This window comes from Paenibacillus sp. ACRRY (assembly GCF_022346995.1).
Lineage (GTDB): Bacteria > Bacillota > Bacilli > Paenibacillales > Paenibacillaceae > Paenibacillus.
This window is the reverse complement of sequence record NZ_JAKRNM010000010.1, coordinates 16,709-30,879: the sequence shown is the minus strand read 5'-3', so window position 1 is coordinate 30,879 and position 14,171 is coordinate 16,709. Positions and strand designations below refer to the sequence as shown.

18 protein-coding genes are annotated in these 14,171 nt (G+C 46.6%); 2 read left to right on the top strand and 16 right to left on the bottom strand.

All coding sequences use genetic code 11. The features are described 5' to 3' along the window. Positions 1-154: 154 nt before the first annotated feature. The 6 genes from MH144_RS24845 to mtrB form a co-directional block, all read right to left on the bottom strand. Positions 155-772, bottom strand: a complete 618-nt coding sequence (locus tag MH144_RS24845; protein WP_239305000.1) for a UbiX family flavin prenyltransferase — start codon at positions 770-772, stop codon at positions 155-157. Between the two features lie 2 nt (positions 773-774). Then, complete coding sequence (locus MH144_RS24840) at positions 775-1,641, bottom strand: UbiA-like polyprenyltransferase (protein WP_239304999.1); 867 nt, start codon at positions 1,639-1,641, stop codon at positions 775-777. After that, positions 1,634-2,362 carry a demethylmenaquinone methyltransferase gene (locus MH144_RS24835; RefSeq protein ID WP_239304998.1) on the bottom strand — a complete coding sequence of 243 codons (729 nt, stop codon included), beginning with the start codon at positions 2,360-2,362 and terminating at the stop codon, positions 1,634-1,636. The genes MH144_RS24840 and MH144_RS24835 overlap by 8 nt, the downstream gene beginning before the upstream one ends. Before the next feature lie 11 nt (positions 2,363-2,373). Continuing rightward, a complete protein-coding gene (locus MH144_RS24830) occupies positions 2,374-3,237 on the bottom strand; it encodes a heptaprenyl diphosphate synthase component 1 (RefSeq protein ID WP_239304997.1) in 864 nt (287 codons plus the stop codon). A 101-nt stretch (positions 3,238-3,338) separates the two neighbouring features. Beyond that, complete coding sequence (locus MH144_RS24825) at positions 3,339-3,890, bottom strand: hypothetical protein (protein WP_239304996.1); 552 nt, start codon at positions 3,888-3,890, stop codon at positions 3,339-3,341. A gap of 202 nt (positions 3,891-4,092) precedes the next feature. Beyond that, the gene (gene mtrB / locus MH144_RS24820; RefSeq protein WP_095292880.1) at positions 4,093-4,314 is read right to left on the bottom strand and encodes a trp RNA-binding attenuation protein MtrB; all 222 of its coding nucleotides are present in this window, start codon (positions 4,312-4,314) and stop codon (positions 4,093-4,095) included. A gap of 149 nt (positions 4,315-4,463) precedes the next feature. Between mtrB and MH144_RS24815 the strand changes: the two genes are divergently transcribed. After that, on the top strand, positions 4,464-4,625 hold the full coding sequence (locus tag MH144_RS24815; protein ID WP_239304995.1) for a hypothetical protein: 162 nt from the start codon (positions 4,464-4,466) through the stop codon (positions 4,623-4,625). A 66-nt stretch (positions 4,626-4,691) separates the two neighbouring features. On the opposite strand, the gene MH144_RS24810 is transcribed toward MH144_RS24815, so the two are convergent. From MH144_RS24810 to spoIVA, 5 genes are all read right to left on the bottom strand, one after another. Next, a complete protein-coding gene (locus tag MH144_RS24810; protein WP_024630670.1) occupies positions 4,692-4,964 on the bottom strand; it encodes an HU family DNA-binding protein in 273 nt (90 codons plus the stop codon). 218 nt (positions 4,965-5,182) lie between these two features. Then, positions 5,183-6,169: an ABC transporter permease gene (locus MH144_RS24805; RefSeq protein ID WP_239304994.1), complete on the bottom strand. Its 987-nt coding sequence runs from the start codon at positions 6,167-6,169 to the stop codon at positions 5,183-5,185. Further along, entirely contained in the window at positions 6,166-7,683 is a 1,518-nt protein-coding gene (locus MH144_RS24800; RefSeq protein ID WP_239304993.1) for a sugar ABC transporter ATP-binding protein, read from the bottom strand. Before MH144_RS24800 ends, MH144_RS24805 begins: the two co-directional genes overlap by 4 nt. A gap of 111 nt (positions 7,684-7,794) precedes the next feature. Continuing rightward, complete coding sequence (locus MH144_RS24795; RefSeq protein WP_239304992.1) at positions 7,795-8,892, bottom strand: sugar ABC transporter substrate-binding protein; 1,098 nt, start codon at positions 8,890-8,892, stop codon at positions 7,795-7,797. Positions 8,893-9,113: 221 nt separating this feature from the next. Further along, positions 9,114-10,592, bottom strand: a complete 1,479-nt coding sequence (gene spoIVA / locus MH144_RS24790) for a stage IV sporulation protein A (protein ID WP_127540262.1) — start codon at positions 10,590-10,592, stop codon at positions 9,114-9,116. Positions 10,593-11,051: 459 nt separating this feature from the next. Between spoIVA and MH144_RS24785 the strand changes: the two genes are divergently transcribed. Continuing rightward, entirely contained in the window at positions 11,052-11,441 is a 390-nt protein-coding gene (locus MH144_RS24785; RefSeq protein ID WP_239304991.1) for a tautomerase family protein, read from the top strand. A 102-nt stretch (positions 11,442-11,543) separates the two neighbouring features. On the opposite strand, the gene MH144_RS24780 is transcribed toward MH144_RS24785, so the two are convergent. The 5 genes from MH144_RS24780 to MH144_RS24760 form a co-directional block, all read right to left on the bottom strand. After that, positions 11,544-12,320 (bottom strand): hypothetical protein, encoded by a 777-nt coding sequence (locus MH144_RS24780; protein WP_343226113.1) that lies wholly within the window; start codon positions 12,318-12,320, stop codon positions 11,544-11,546. A gap of 74 nt (positions 12,321-12,394) precedes the next feature. Continuing rightward, entirely contained in the window at positions 12,395-12,748 is a 354-nt protein-coding gene (locus MH144_RS24775; protein WP_239304990.1) for a 2Fe-2S iron-sulfur cluster-binding protein, read from the bottom strand. Positions 12,749-12,763: 15 nt separating this feature from the next. Continuing rightward, a complete protein-coding gene (locus tag MH144_RS24770) occupies positions 12,764-13,411 on the bottom strand; it encodes a hypothetical protein (RefSeq protein ID WP_239304989.1) in 648 nt (215 codons plus the stop codon). 55 nt (positions 13,412-13,466) lie between these two features. After that, a complete protein-coding gene (locus tag MH144_RS24765) occupies positions 13,467-13,646 on the bottom strand; it encodes a DUF2768 family protein (protein WP_095292896.1) in 180 nt (59 codons plus the stop codon). A gap of 174 nt (positions 13,647-13,820) precedes the next feature. Beyond that, positions 13,821-14,096, bottom strand: coding sequence for a stage VI sporulation protein F (locus MH144_RS24760; RefSeq protein WP_056696692.1), 276 nt, complete (start codon positions 14,094-14,096; stop codon positions 13,821-13,823). Positions 14,097-14,171: the final 75 nt, after the last annotated feature.

Sequence of the window (14,171 nt, the reverse complement as noted above, 5' to 3'; positions counted from 1 at the left end):
ACTTGTTCTGAAACAAATCAGAAGTTGCCGGAGCATGGGTCAAGGCTGTGGTTTCACCAAAACTCTACCATCAGCGCTCACCAATACCCCGGGATACCGGGGGCGAGCCGATTATATCCTGCATATTAAGTTAAATCAGTTATAGAAAAAACTGCTAGCCCCGTTGATCCGGTTCTCCCCATCTTGCAAACAGTTGATGCTGTATACGCAAACTATCCAGCACTTTACCTACCAAAAACAAAATCAACTCTTCCATCGTCTGAGGTTTGTGATAAAAAGCCGGCATGGCCGGAATCATTCGAACACCCAAGCGAGATAGCTTGAGCATATTCTCCAGATGGATCGCATGCAGCGGCGTCTCCCGTGGCACCAAAATTAGCGGCCTTGCCTCCTTCATCATGACATCCGCAGCACGAGACATCAGATTATCTGACGCCCCCTGTGCGATGGAGGAAAGTGTTCCCATGGAGCATGGCATGATTATCATGCCATCGGCCAGGTAAGATCCGCTTGCAATCGAAGCCCCTATATCACTAACGGGATGATAGACCAGCGAACCGCCGAGGCCGCCGAATTTCTCTTCCAGCACACCTTCACGATTCGTAACATCCCAATCCATTTCTTCTTTTAAAACCCGCCAGCCGGCATTAGATATCACCAGATGAACAGTGAAGTCCATGCCGAGCAGCGTTTCAATAAGTCTTATGCCATAAATACTTCCGCTGGCTCCGGTAATTCCGACAACAAGTCGTTTATTGTCCAGCTGCTGCATGTTTATTTCACCGCCAGGTCTATCAAAGTAAAGGTAAATACGACCAGACTCAAAACACTATTCATGGTAAAGAAAGCCGTCTGTACACGACTCATATCGTTAGGCGATACAATATAGTGCTCATAGAAAAGAATACCATATGTAATCAGCATGCCTGCACCATACCACCAGCTCAGATCCGTCATCAACAGAAGCGCCAAAAATCCGATGGCTGTAATAATGTGGAAGGACTTAGCAATATTCAACGATTTAATAAGTCCGAAACGGGAAGGAATGGAATGAAGCCCCTCATCTTGGTCGAACTCCAGGTCCTGACATGCATAAATAATATCAAAGCCCGCGGTCCAGAACACAATCGTAACGTACAGCACAATGGCTGTCCAATCCATGGACCCCGTAACAGCAACCCAGCCTCCAAGTGGAGCAAGGCCAATAGTCATTCCTAGAACAACATGGCAGAGCCAAGTGAATCGTTTGGTGTATGAATACAATACCAGCATAAACACTGCGATTGGCAGTAATTGCATCGATAACACATTAAGATTGGATGAAGCCCAGAATAACAGTATAAATGAAACAATAATAAAGATAACAACCTCGCCATTTTTGAGCAGGCCCGCTGGGATGGCGCGCATAGCTGTCCGTGGATTTTTGCCGTCGATCGCTTGGTCAATCATCCGATTGAGTCCAAATGCTGCACTCCGTGCACCAACCATGGCCAGCAGCACCCACATAATCTGCATCCAGGTTGGGAACGTTCCGTTCACAACCATAGAGCCGAGAATGGCACCCATAAACGCAAAGGGTAAAGCAAAAAGCGTATGTTCAATCTTGATCATTTCTAAAAAGATGCGAATTTTCCTAAACATGCTGATTCTCCTTGGTTCCAATATGCAATGCCGCGATGCCTCCGGTCAGAGGATAGGCCTGCACTTGCTTCAATCCGGTTTCTTCGAAAATGGTAGCCAGTTCCTTCCTTCCCGGAAATAATGCCAGTGAATCAGGCAGCCACTTGTACTGCTCATAACGTTTGGCGAACAATTTGGCAAGCCTCGGCAGTACTTGTTCAAAATAAAAATAATAAATACCTTTAAACGGTTGCCATGTCGGCTTGGACAATTCCAGACACACTACCATGCCACCTGGTTTCACTACACGCTTCATTTCGGACAAAACCTGTCTCAGATCAGGAACGTTACGAAGGCCAAACCCAATGGTAACATAATCAAATGAATTATCTTCAAAGGGAAGTGACATGGCATTCCCCTGAACAAGCGTAATCTGCTTTTGTCTGTTTACGGCATTAACCTTGTTCTGCCCAACTTCAAGCATATTGCTGCTAAAGTCCAGTCCATGCATGTGACCCGTTTCACTTGCCTCTGCCATCGCAAGCGTCCAGTCACAGGTACCGCAGCACAAATCTAATCCTGTATCCCCTTTGGACATGTTCATTTTCTTCATTGTGAATTTGCGCCAAGCTTTATGCCTGCGGAAACTCAGGATATCATTCATCACATCATATTTTCCGGCTATACTCTGAAACACCGAATGGACGAACTCTTCTTTCGGTTTCGTTTCTGCGCTCCCCATTTGTCTCCCCCTCAATCTTCCCTTACTGCTGCGTGTGAAGGCTCCAGATAACCCAAATAGGTTTCCAAGATGGCATGCAACTCAGCTAAACCCCGCTGGTCTTGTTCTTCCTGCAGCAACAGCTTAATGCGGTTTATACTTTCACGAAGCCTGTCCAGCAGAAGCCCATCAATTTGATACTTGACTACCATAGCGCCACATGACCGCATATCTGGCTCCGGCTGGCCAATCAAGTTCCGTTCGTCGCCTGTACCTTGCTCGTATATATGCCAGAAAGCATAACTATGGCTGAATTTCTTCTGGTCATTCATCCGCTGCAGCTCTTCCACAACGGTCTCGCACAAGCTGAATTCAGCAAGAAGACTCTCCCATAGCTTCTGTTCCTTTGATCCAATCATGTCCGCAAAAGAAAGAAACAGCTGCATCTTCAGCTGTACCGTTTCACGCAAGTATTCTTCAGCCGAAACGAGAAGCTTTTTCATCCGATCATACAGTGTCATCTTGCGCACGTTGACTTCAGATACGGCACCGCTGAGCTTGCCGATCATCTCAATACGACCAGCATGGGCAAGAAGTTGATAAAAACGACTGCTCAAGTAATCACCGGCAAGAACGTTCAACTGTCGTGAGCGCATCTCCTGCTCTTTTCGATCCCCGGAGATCGTATCGATTCGATCATGCGTATCCATGGCCAGCTGAACGAGCGAGGTAGCAAGAGCATAGAGCTCATCATGCTCCTTTTCATCTGTACGGCCCACAAACGCCTGCAGCAGACGAGCCCGGCTATCCGGAAACGGTGGTATTTCCGTATGTTGTCGAATCATGTCGTAATCCGTATATTTTTTTGCTAGTTGGGGTACGCGATATGAATTCATTCTCAGCCTCCGAGCCTTTGCATTGTTAAACCATTTCTGCACTACAATCTTATATATTATAGCATATGTTGAACAGACACGCACTGAATCCTGCTATTCTATTAACCTTCGTTCAACAATTCGAATTGCTTCTTCCACAGATCAGTCTCCATAATGTGAAACCATTCTTTTATTTCACCCGATATGACAGGGCTTTTCCAATTTCGCAGCGCATCAATTGCATCTGTTGGCCACTCATTTCTTCGAATATCAGCAGCAAGCAGCAGATGCCTTTTGTGCAGCCACTCATCTTCTGCCATGACACGAAGCAGTATTTGCTCTACGTTATCAAGACCGTGAAATCCAAGTTCAGCCACCGTTGCCATATTGTCATAGATTTCGGTGTAACTTGTTCCGGTACCTGTCACCTTCAGATCCAGCTTCAAAATGGACTGCTTCCACTCCACTTTTGCAATAGGTGTAGTTAAATGCATGGAACTTAGCACGTCCACCAAATTCTCGTCAGACAGTTCCTGCTTTTGCTCAGCTGCAGATACCGGCTGTACCCGTTCTCCGCCCAATGTTCGCATATGTAAGGTTTGCACAGCAACCAACAGGAAAACTGCTGCAACCGTTGCCAGCAGCGAAGCCGTCACGATCATTCGCGGTTTCATAAATGCCCCCCTGCCTTTACATGTTAGTGTAGTCTGTCCGGTAAAGGCTCATACCTCATTGTACAATGAAAAAAAGCAGGCTATGCCTGCAATTTTTCATTCATACCGAAAGTATAGGCTCTACCAAATCCACTTCGTGAAAAAGCAGGGATTTTCGTAAAACGATGTTTAGCTCTGATGCAACAAACTCAGAACTCATCTTTTATTCTGATTCTATTTGGCCATGCTTTGTAATCATGGTAGCCTTGCCGCGGATTTTGATCGCGGAAGTATGATTCGTAAACTGAGCAATCATGACTTCACCTTTGTCCAGCTTCTCTGTATGATGAAAACGCGTGTCCTGCCCTCGCGTCAAACCAATGACCTGAACTCCGTTTTCCTCTGCCTTAATGACAATGTAGTCACTGCCGGTTGGATGGTCCATTACGTAACGTCCCCTCTCCTAATTGTTCAATAGCGTTAATGATGATTAAGATTGATTCATTTGTCAACTGAGTTTTGCTTGTAAAGCTGCAACAATCTATGGAAACCGGGTCATACTACAGGATACATCCCATAGAAAGGAGCCTCTGCATGAAGTACACCCCTGCAACCTTGACAGACGAGCATATTCATCAGCTACAGGACATTGAACAGCACCTTTCGGAATCAGCAGGAGAAGATCTGATATTGATCGCCTACAGCAAACAACCGGACGACCCTGAGGTCACAGAAAGTAGCGAGGCACATCGTTAGAAGACAAAAGAAAAGGCCGTGAACGAGTCACGGTCCTTTCTTTGACATATGGAATATGTAGAAATCTTATTTAATTCCGTCTTTGAGCGCTTTACCTGGTTTGAATGCAGGAATTTTGCTCGCAGGAATTTCGATTTCTTCACCTGTTTGCGGGTTACGTCCTTTGCGTGCAGAACGCTCGCGAACTTCGAAGTTCCCAAAACCAACCAATTGTACTTTGTCTCCGCTTTGAAGAGCCTCAGAGATTGCTTCGAATACGGCATCAACCGCTTTCGTTACATCCTTTTTGGACAATTCAGTCGCTTCAGACACGTGTGTAATCAAGTCTGATTTGTTCATTTGTTTTCACCTCCTGAATCAATGTCCTGAATGTTATACTGTGTTTCCGTTTTAAAGCGAAATATACGTTCATACGCAAAAAATCTACGTACATCTTGAGCGTGATGAACACAATTCTCCGCCTGCGGTCAACAGTCATTTCCGGCAGAATGTCGCCTGAAACCAAGCGCGTTCCAGACGCGGAACAAATTTTATACTAATACAGACAGCCCACAATTTCAAGTGCGGTTGCGGTTTAGCACGTAAAATGTCACTGCCAAGGCAAGCACGAGGACGCCACCTTTTACAATGTCATGAGTAAAATACTGAACATTCATCATGGTTAAACCATTCACGAGCACACCAATCAGGACCGATCCAATGAAGGTTCCGATAACATTTGGTTTACCCGCACCGAAGACAGAGAACCCTACAAACACAGCTGCCACGGATTCCATTAACAACGGAGATCCTGCATCGATTTGTCCAGATCCCACCTTAGAGGCGTAGATAATGCCCCCTATTGCAGCAAACACGCCAGCAGCCACATAAGCAAGCGTCCGCACCTTTTTCACCTTGATTCCGGACAAACGCGCCGCTTCTTCATTGCCCCCTGTAACGTACATCTGGCGTCCGTATTTCGTATACGTCAAAAAGATATGAACACCAATGACTGCAACGAGAAGAAGGATAACCGATATAGGCATGCCAAGCCATTTTCCCTGACCAATCAGCAAGAACGTAGGATCCATCTCTCCGGCTGCCTTGCTGCCATCTGGAAATTGCATATGATTATAAATGGTATACCCTTGCGCGTATGTTTTGTGAATACCTCCGATAATGTACATGGTCGCCAGCGTGGCGAGCAGATCAGGAATGCGCAGTTTTACAATCAGCAAGGCATTCAGGAGACCAATGACTGCTCCGATCACCAGCGGAACAATAATGACAACAGTGAGTGGCTGCTGATACCAGATCATTAACGAGGCGGTTACAACAGTCGTCAATGATACGGTAGCCCCCACCGAGAGATCGAAACCGTCCACAATGAGAGATAACGTTACACCAATGGCAACAAAAGTCACAATCGATATCGATCCCAGAATGTCAGTCAGATTACTATAGGTAAAAAAGTAAGGCAATTTGATGCCAAAAAAAGCAATAACACCGATAATAACGATAATCGCCCCGTAACGGAACGCAAAATCCATTGATTTGTCCTTCATACCTGCACCTCTTGTCCACCGCTTGCGTAGAATAGCAGCTGTTCTTGGTTAGTCTCGCCACGCTTGAATTCTTTTACGATTTTCCCTTCACACATCACTGCAATGCGGTCTCCTATACCGAGCCCCTCGTCCAGCTCACATGTGAAATAGATGACCGCCTTGCCTGCCAAAGCCAGTTCGTTAATGATACGGAAGATGTCACTTTTGGCTCCAATATCCACGCCCTTGGTAGGTTCATCAAATATAAAAACATCAGCGTCCGCATTCAGCCATTTACCAATAGCTACTTTCTGCTGGTTACCTCCGCTCAGATACTTTACTTCCTGGCGTACCGAAGATGTTTTAATGCCCAGCTGTTGAACCAGTGATTCCGCGTTTTCTAGCTCTTTTTTGCGACTCACGAATCCGAATGTACTAAGACGTCCGAGCAAGGGCAAACTCAGATTTCGTTCCACATTTTCCTGAATGAGAATCCCCTGCTTGCGACGTTCTTCGGGTACGGAAACAATGCCTGAAGCTGCGGCATCCGCGGGCTGAGAGAAGCGAAGTGGTTTTTCGTTCAAGCGAATATCCCCTTTCTCCAGCTGGTCTGCTCCAATCAGAAGACGGGAACATTCCGTTTTGCCCGCACCGACCAGACCGACAACGGCCAGGACCTCACCACGGCGTACAGACAAATCAACCCCCTTGACCTTAATCCCCCGGTGCAATCCACGCGCTTCAAAGATTACCTCGCCAATTGGTGCTTCCGTCTTCGGAAATTCCTCTTCGAATGGCTTGCCCAGCATCTGTGTGACCAGATCATTTACAGTTAGTCCACGCGCCTCACCCGTAAATACATGCTGTCCGTCTCTCATGACGGTCACTCGATCACAATGTCCAGTCACCTCAGTAAGCCGGTGGGTTATAAAAATGCAAGCTACTCCCCGTTCTTTTAACAGATGAACAATCCGGAAAAAGGCGTCTGTTTCTTCCTGGCTCAGCGGAGCAGTCGGTTCATCAAATATAATCACCTTGGCATCCTGAATCAGGATACGCGCCAGCAGAATCATCTGTTTCTCTGCAAGTGTAAGATCCGCTACCTTTTTCTGAACTGCAATGTCTGCTCCTAATTCTTTGAGTGCCTCAAGAGCACGTTGCTGGAGCTTACGCGGGCTTTTCCACCATCCACCATCTGGAGAAGCCAGCTGGTCCAGCATAATGTTCTCAGCAGCCGTCAGCTGCGGTACCAGTGCAGCATCGACCTCCTGATAGACACAGTGAATCCCGTTTGCCTTAGCGTCGCCTGGTGAATTTAGACGTAAATGCTGATCATTTAAACGAATCTGGCCCTGATCCAGTTGGTAGGCACCCGACAGAATTTTCATCAAGGTACTTTTTCCTGCTCCATTAGCGCCAAGCAGCGCATGGATCTCTCCACCTTTTACAGAAAAATCAACGTCTTTTAGCGCAGGAACGCCAGCAAACTGCTTATGAATATGTTCCATTTCAAGCAAAATCGGTGCAGTTGTCATGATGTAGACCTCCAATCCTCCTCCAGGGAGTCAAGCTATCCTTACGATCTGTTGTTTTACATATCTGCCTGCGAAAAAAGCGCACCTTGCGGCGCGCCTTCTAACGCTGCTTTATTTAGCAGTGATTCCGTATTCCGCCATCCAATCCTTGATGCCCTGTGTACTACCTCCCCAACCATCAACATATTGGGACAATTCGGAAGTAGAGATTTGTGTCTCAGGCAGTGCTTCGCGTTGAACATAAACTGGATTGAGTACCACCTGATCTTCAGTCTCATCGCCGTTCAGTTTCTGATAAGCGTAACGTACCTGAACACGTCCAATGTCTGTTGGGTCTACCGCTGCGGAAGCAATCCAAGGATTTTTCGGATCCTGAATCATTTGCAAATCTTCATCACTCATATCGATACCATAAACTTTAATTTCGTCACGACCTGCTTGCTGGATTGCGCGCGCAGCCCCTTTGGCAAACTCATCCCAAGCAGCCCACACAGCCGTAATTTCGCCTTTCGGATATTGTTTCAAAATAGCTTCCATTTTGGCTTGTGTATCCAGAGCCGGGTTTTGTGCTGAACCAAAAGTGGCAATTTCCTTGATGTCCGTATTCTCTTTCATGAATTCGCCGTATGCAATCTGGCGACGTTCCATAGGAGCGAACCCGGCCACCCATACTTTCACGATATTTCCTTGGCCATTAATATCCTTTTTCATTTGTTCCAATGTAAGTTCCGCCATCTTCTGGTCGTCCTGGGACAGTACGGTTGCCCCCGGTACTTGGATGGCTGCATCGAAGACTACTACCGGAATGTTTTGTTCTATCGCTTTTTTCACACCCGGTTCCAGAAGCGAGTCCCCGTGGTCTGTCAAGATTGCATCGAACTTCTGGTTAATTGCGCTGTCCAGCAAAGAAACCATTTTGGCTTTATCATTATCAGCAACAAATGTAGTTAGCTCACCGCCGAATTTTTCAATTTCCTCTTTTACGCCTTGCACATACTGCTGTGAGAATGTACCCGTGTTAAATTCCATGATGAGGGCAATTCGTTTACCACTGAGCGGGCCCGTTACTGCCTCAGTCTTGGGCTTGTCCTCTGATGTTCCGGAAGCTGGAGTTGCCGCTGGTTCTTTTTTGATCCCGCAAGCGGACAGTGCCAATGTAAATACAAGCAGAACACTCAACCATACCCATTTCGTATCTTTCTTTTTCATCTCTGTCTCCCCCTATTCGTGCACTCTCAGTGACCTTGATCACAATAGTTGAATATTAATATAACGGCTAATCCCTAGTATGTAAATGGGTTTTAACAATTTAAAGCTAAAACTCGCTAAGTTTTTCAAGAAATATGTAGTATACATCCAGTAGTACCATATATAAGAAACTAAAATCATACAGCAAAAAGACCACAAGGATAGCCTTGTGGTCTTTTGTTTTACAGAATGATGGCAATCAAGCCGCCTGAGCCTTCGTTGATGATACGTCCCAATGTCTCCTGCAATTTGTACCTTGCATTGTCCGGCATCATGGCGATCTTGCCCTGAATCCCTTCGCGCACAATGGAATGCAGCGAACGACCAAACATGTCTGAATCCCATACCTTGATTGGATCGTTCTCGAAGTCCTGCATCAGGTACCTCACCAGTTCCTCACTTTGCTTCTCCGTACCGATAATCGGTGCGAACTCGGACTCTACATCGACCCGGATCATGTGGATGGAAGGTGCGGTCGCTTTCAAACGTACACCGAATTTGGTGCCTTGACGAATGAGCTCGGGTTCATCCAGTGCCATCTCAGCAAGCGAAGGTGCCGCAATGCCGTACCCGGTCGTTTTGACCATCTCCAAGGCTTCAGCGAAGCGATCATATTCCCGCTTGGCATGAGAGAATTCCTGCATCAGCTGCAGTAGATGATCCTTGCCTCTGATTTCAATGCCGACCACTTCCACGAGGATCTGATCGTATAATTCATCAGGAGCGTACAGATCAATCTCGGCCACACCCTGACCCATATTCATACCGCTAAGTCCTGCGCGGTCAATGAACTCATACTCCATGAACTGGGACACAACCCGGTCCACGTCACGCAGTCTGCGAATGTCTTTCACCGTGTCGCGCACGGAATTTTCGTAGTTATTCCGCAGCCAGTGGGTTTCATTCAGGACCATAACCCAGCTCGGCAGATTCACATTAACCTCATGTACAGGGAACTCATACAGGACTTCACGCAGCACACCTGTTACATCGTCTTCCGTCATTGTGGCTGCGCTTAATGTCATTACTGGAATATCATATTTAGCTGCCAATTCACTTCGCAATTGAAGAGCTTCTTCACTGCGAGGACGGGTAGAGTTGATGATCAGCACGAACGGTTTGCCAACCTCTTTCAGTTCGGCAATGACTCGTTCTTCGGATTCCACGTAGGAACTACGGGCGATCTCGGCAATCGTGCCGTCTGTGGTAACCACAACACCCAGTGTGGAATGCTCCTGAATGACTTTGCGTGTACCAATCTCCGCTGCTTCCTGGAACGGGATTGGCTCTTCGAACCAAGGCGTGGAGATCATGCGTGGTCCATTCTCATCCTCGTATCCCTTGGCTCCCTCAACTGCATACCCTACACAATCCACGAGGCGGACATTGACATCCAAACCCTCGGCTACCTTGATCTGAACCGCATTATTCGGTACGAATTTCGGCTCGGTGGTCATAATCGTTTTGCCTGCTGCACTCTGTGGAAGTTCATCCACTGCACGGGCACGATCAGCCTCGCTTGCGATGTTTGGCAGTACGATCGTTTCCATGAATCGTTTAATAAATGTTGATTTCCCCGTCCGGACTGCGCCGACAACCCCGAGATAGATATCCCCTCCGGTCCGCTCAGCTATGTCCTTAAAAATGTCCACTTTCTCCAATGAAATCCCCTCCCTAAATTACTCCGAAGGAAAAATGCTAAAGAGCATCCGCTTCGTTTTTTCAATCAGAAGACTGAAATCCCTGCAACGGTAGAGCCGCCTTTGTGAGTGCCCGGAAGTCGTCCGCCGCCGAACGTTGCATTCTGATGAAACCGGCGAAAGCGGCGTTAACTCGTACATGCAATTGGACTAGTATCATCTTATGTATCCGTATGCAGCAATATGACGCGTTTTTTTTGTTTTTTTCTCAGGCCTTTAACTCCGGGAAGTAGCCCCGCTCTCGGACTGCGCGTCATTATTTCAATCTACTTTATGAACGCCCGATTGCATTTATGCTGGTTTCATTCATTTCTATTTGAGGTGTCGGACAGTTAGAGTTAGAGGTATACTGTGAAGGAAACACATTTTTAGAGCCGAGCTAAGGTAGATCCAAAACGAGATGAGAAAGGTGAGATGAGTATGGCACAGATTAAAGTTTTCGGTATACGTGAGCAGTTAAATCCAATGAAAGAACAGCTTTCTAACGTAATTCATTCCGTTCTGATGGATGTCCTGGGACTGCCAGAGAACAAAAAATTCCAGCGTTACTTCCCCTTGGATGCGGAGGACTTTCAGTACCCGCCAGATCGATCAGCAGCATACACCATTGTTGAAATCAGCATGTTCGAAGGAAGATCTATGGAAACAAAGAAAGATTTAATCCAGCAACTATATAAACAAATACATGAAAAATTCCTGTTGTCTGTCCATGATTTGGAGATCACCATTTTCGAGACACCACGTGCACACTGGGGCATCCGTGGATTGCCCGGAGATGAACTTGAGTTGAACTACAACGTTGAGGTCTGACGTATTACCTACTCCGGTTCTTTGAAGCTCCTGAGAACTTAATGCATCAACAAAAAGAGATACCCCTTGATGCGGAGTATCTCTTTTTTTGGTGCATTTCATCTATGGTTCGTCTTGTGCAACTGGGGCATTCTTCTGCCACGTATAACTAACCGATTTTACCGGAACGAAATAGGAGTGCTCCAGCAAATACTCGCGCACATCATCTCCATCCACAGGAGAACGATCCGATTTTTCCACCGCTTGCATGATATCGAAGGCATAATCAACATACACATTGCCTTCACCGTCCATCATAAATGGTAACTCCTGACCGGAATAGACGCTATTCAGCGTAACCTCAGGAGCACCTGCCTGAGCGGCTTGTTCCATATCTACAGCGTAGAGACCGGTGTACAATTCTTCCCCGGCAGGCAGTTTGCCATTATGTACTGATTTATACTGATTAACCATGCGCTGTACATCATTGACCTTCTGTACTGTCTGCAAGTCCATTACTTTTACAGTGGGTGAAGTCTCTTCATTTTGAATAAGGAAGTAAGCGCTCCCACCACTTTCGAAAGCAGTACCCGGAATTTCGTCCAGATAACCTTGCTGTTTCAGTTTCGGCAGATCCACCCTGAATTTTTCATATTTGGGTGTATCCATATCCGCATTAATCATGGGCAGAATCCCCTGATCCTTCTGAAAGGCTTCTACAGCACTCTGTATCCGATTCACACTCTCCCTGTATGCTATTTTGGGGTCATCGTTACTCTGGGACGGATACATGCAACCACTTACTGTAACAACCATTAAAATTAACAGAAGACAGCGGACTCCCTGGATCCCGTACCTCCACCCCGAACTAATGAAGAGCCTATCTTTGTTTGCGTTCATCTGCATCCTCCTTGAATCTGAAGAGTCCAACGAGAAGACCCATTCCAATCGAGCACCAATCATTCAGGTTAGTTTCAGAACCAATCGTCATCCTCCTGCTGCTGCCGTTCCAACTGCTTACGTATTGCAGCTTTGAGTGGATCTTCCGGAACATGAACAGACACTGATCCCCTCACCTTGGCCTGACAAGCAAGACGAGTTCCTGCTTCCAGCAGGGAACCCAGTTTCCTTTGTTCAGCATCTGTAGGAGGGTGCAGAGACTGTGACTGATCACCATCTACTTTGACCTTGCACATTAAACAAGCGGCTTTTCCATCGCAACGGGTTGAAATTTTCACTCCTGCACGACGTGCGGCACTGAGCAGGTTCACTCCCGCTTTTAGGCGAATGCTCTTATTTTGCGGTAAAAATGTAATCGTGTGCTCCATCTTCTTGCCTCCCACCTATGAAGTCCATGTAAAACCGACCAACTCTTCTACCTCAGCGGAGAATCGGCTTGTCCACACATTATGCTTACCCAATGAAGCCAGTAAGGGTTGATGAAGCTGTGGATCCTTCCGGATTGCTTCGGCAATAGCCTCATAACGGTCAGCTCGACCTCTCAATAGATTAAAGAGCAACTCATGAGCAAGGGGCATCAATCGTAACGTGTAAGAACCAATTTGAGCCTGAGGCGCATGATGAATCAACAGTTGTTCTATCTCAATCCGGTACCAGCTCTGCCTGGACCATACTTCAAAGCCGCCAACGAGTTCAAGCGCACACTCCCCGACTTGATAATGACTCAGCAATGAAGCGTATGGCCCTGTTCGATCTATCACCGGTTTATCCAGGGCAATTCCTGGGGCAGAATGATGAAGCCCATGTGCAGCAGCCAGATCGGCGTAGACGTCAATATCTCTAGGAGCCTGCTGCAACTCGACATGCTGCAACAGCAATCCACAGCTCCCCCCAAGAAGCCAAGTATAAGGTACTGTATTCCAGGTTTTTGCCGTTTCCAGCAACGCAGCGTGCAATTCCGGATAGCGCTCTGTAAGGCCCTCTGTTCCATGTGGTCCCAACCGGCTCACCTTCCCTTCATCCGTTTTCATTGTGTCAGTTCTATGGTGTACTTATGCGGATGTTAAGCTACAGGCAAGAATAAGATCAAGTGAGCGATGCAATTCCGCCGAAAAAACCAATCAGCATAATCAGAAACGCGATTAATGACAGAATCCCTCGTACAAAGCCTTTGGTTTTGGCTCTCGCGAAGGTTATCAGGAATACAGACAATCCCATAATCAGAATTGCAACCAATGACAGCCACATCTTGTCCATTGCGCTCATAATCCAGCAGTCTCCCCTTCAATCCGTTATTCATCACTGACACGGTGACAATTGAAATTATTATAACACGAAATTCAGAGGACTTTTCCAAAAAAAAGACAAAAAGAAAGCCAGCCTTAGCTGACTCATCTTTTTGTCTCGCTTACTCACTTTTGTAGAAGCAAAAACGATCTATTATTTTTTCATCATCATTTTCATTAATGATTCCATGCTGTTTGGATTCAGTCCGCTCTTTTTGACCGCACTTACAATATCCTGAACCGTATCTTCAGATACCGGAACTTTCGCCATGGCGGATACTTGTTTAATCAATTGGCGCAACTGAGCTTCATTCTGCATGGTGGACGGTTTTACTGTGCTCGCCAATTTCTTGACAGCACCTTCTGTAATTGTTTTGCCCGTTTTTTTGTTGATCGCTTTCAGTGCATCCTTAGAAATGTTGTTACCCATTCGTCTCCCCTCCTCCGGCAATACTCATGTGTATAGTATGAGTGTACCAATGAAAAGGTGAATGAGCTTCTTTAT

What these genes read in the sequence shown, in the direction of transcription:
- MH144_RS24845 (WP_239305000.1), bottom strand. Translation starts at nt 772, where the DNA reads ATGCAGCAGCTGGACAATAAACGACTTGTTGTCGGAATTACCGGAGCC.
- MH144_RS24840 (WP_239304999.1), bottom strand. Translation starts at nt 1,641, where the DNA reads ATGTTTAGGAAAATTCGCATCTTTTTAGAAATGATCAAGATTGAACAT.
- MH144_RS24835 (WP_239304998.1), bottom strand. Translation starts at nt 2,362, where the DNA reads ATGGGGAGCGCAGAAACGAAACCGAAAGAAGAGTTCGTCCATTCGGTG.
- MH144_RS24830 (WP_239304997.1), bottom strand. Translation starts at nt 3,237, where the DNA reads ATGAATTCATATCGCGTACCCCAACTAGCAAAAAAATATACGGATTAC.
- MH144_RS24825 (WP_239304996.1), bottom strand. Translation starts at nt 3,890, where the DNA reads ATGAAACCGCGAATGATCGTGACGGCTTCGCTGCTGGCAACGGTTGCA.
- mtrB (WP_095292880.1), bottom strand. Translation starts at nt 4,314, where the DNA reads ATGGACCATCCAACCGGCAGTGACTACATTGTCATTAAGGCAGAGGAA.
- MH144_RS24815 (WP_239304995.1), top strand. Translation starts at nt 4,464, where the DNA reads ATGAAGTACACCCCTGCAACCTTGACAGACGAGCATATTCATCAGCTA.
- MH144_RS24810 (WP_024630670.1), bottom strand. Translation starts at nt 4,964, where the DNA reads ATGAACAAATCAGACTTGATTACACACGTGTCTGAAGCGACTGAATTG.
- MH144_RS24805 (WP_239304994.1), bottom strand. Translation starts at nt 6,169, where the DNA reads ATGAAGGACAAATCAATGGATTTTGCGTTCCGTTACGGGGCGATTATC.
- MH144_RS24800 (WP_239304993.1), bottom strand. Translation starts at nt 7,683, where the DNA reads ATGACAACTGCACCGATTTTGCTTGAAATGGAACATATTCATAAGCAG.
- MH144_RS24795 (WP_239304992.1), bottom strand. Translation starts at nt 8,892, where the DNA reads ATGAAAAAGAAAGATACGAAATGGGTATGGTTGAGTGTTCTGCTTGTA.
- MH144_RS24785 (WP_239304991.1), top strand. Translation starts at nt 11,052, where the DNA reads ATGGCACAGATTAAAGTTTTCGGTATACGTGAGCAGTTAAATCCAATG.
- MH144_RS24780 (WP_343226113.1), bottom strand. Translation starts at nt 12,320, where the DNA reads ATGAACGCAAACAAAGATAGGCTCTTCATTAGTTCGGGGTGGAGGTAC.
- MH144_RS24775 (WP_239304990.1), bottom strand. Translation starts at nt 12,748, where the DNA reads ATGGAGCACACGATTACATTTTTACCGCAAAATAAGAGCATTCGCCTA.
- MH144_RS24770 (WP_239304989.1), bottom strand. Translation starts at nt 13,411, where the DNA reads ATGAAAACGGATGAAGGGAAGGTGAGCCGGTTGGGACCACATGGAACA.
- MH144_RS24765 (WP_095292896.1), bottom strand. Translation starts at nt 13,646, where the DNA reads ATGAGCGCAATGGACAAGATGTGGCTGTCATTGGTTGCAATTCTGATT.
- MH144_RS24760 (WP_056696692.1), bottom strand. Translation starts at nt 14,096, where the DNA reads ATGGGTAACAACATTTCTAAGGATGCACTGAAAGCGATCAACAAAAAA.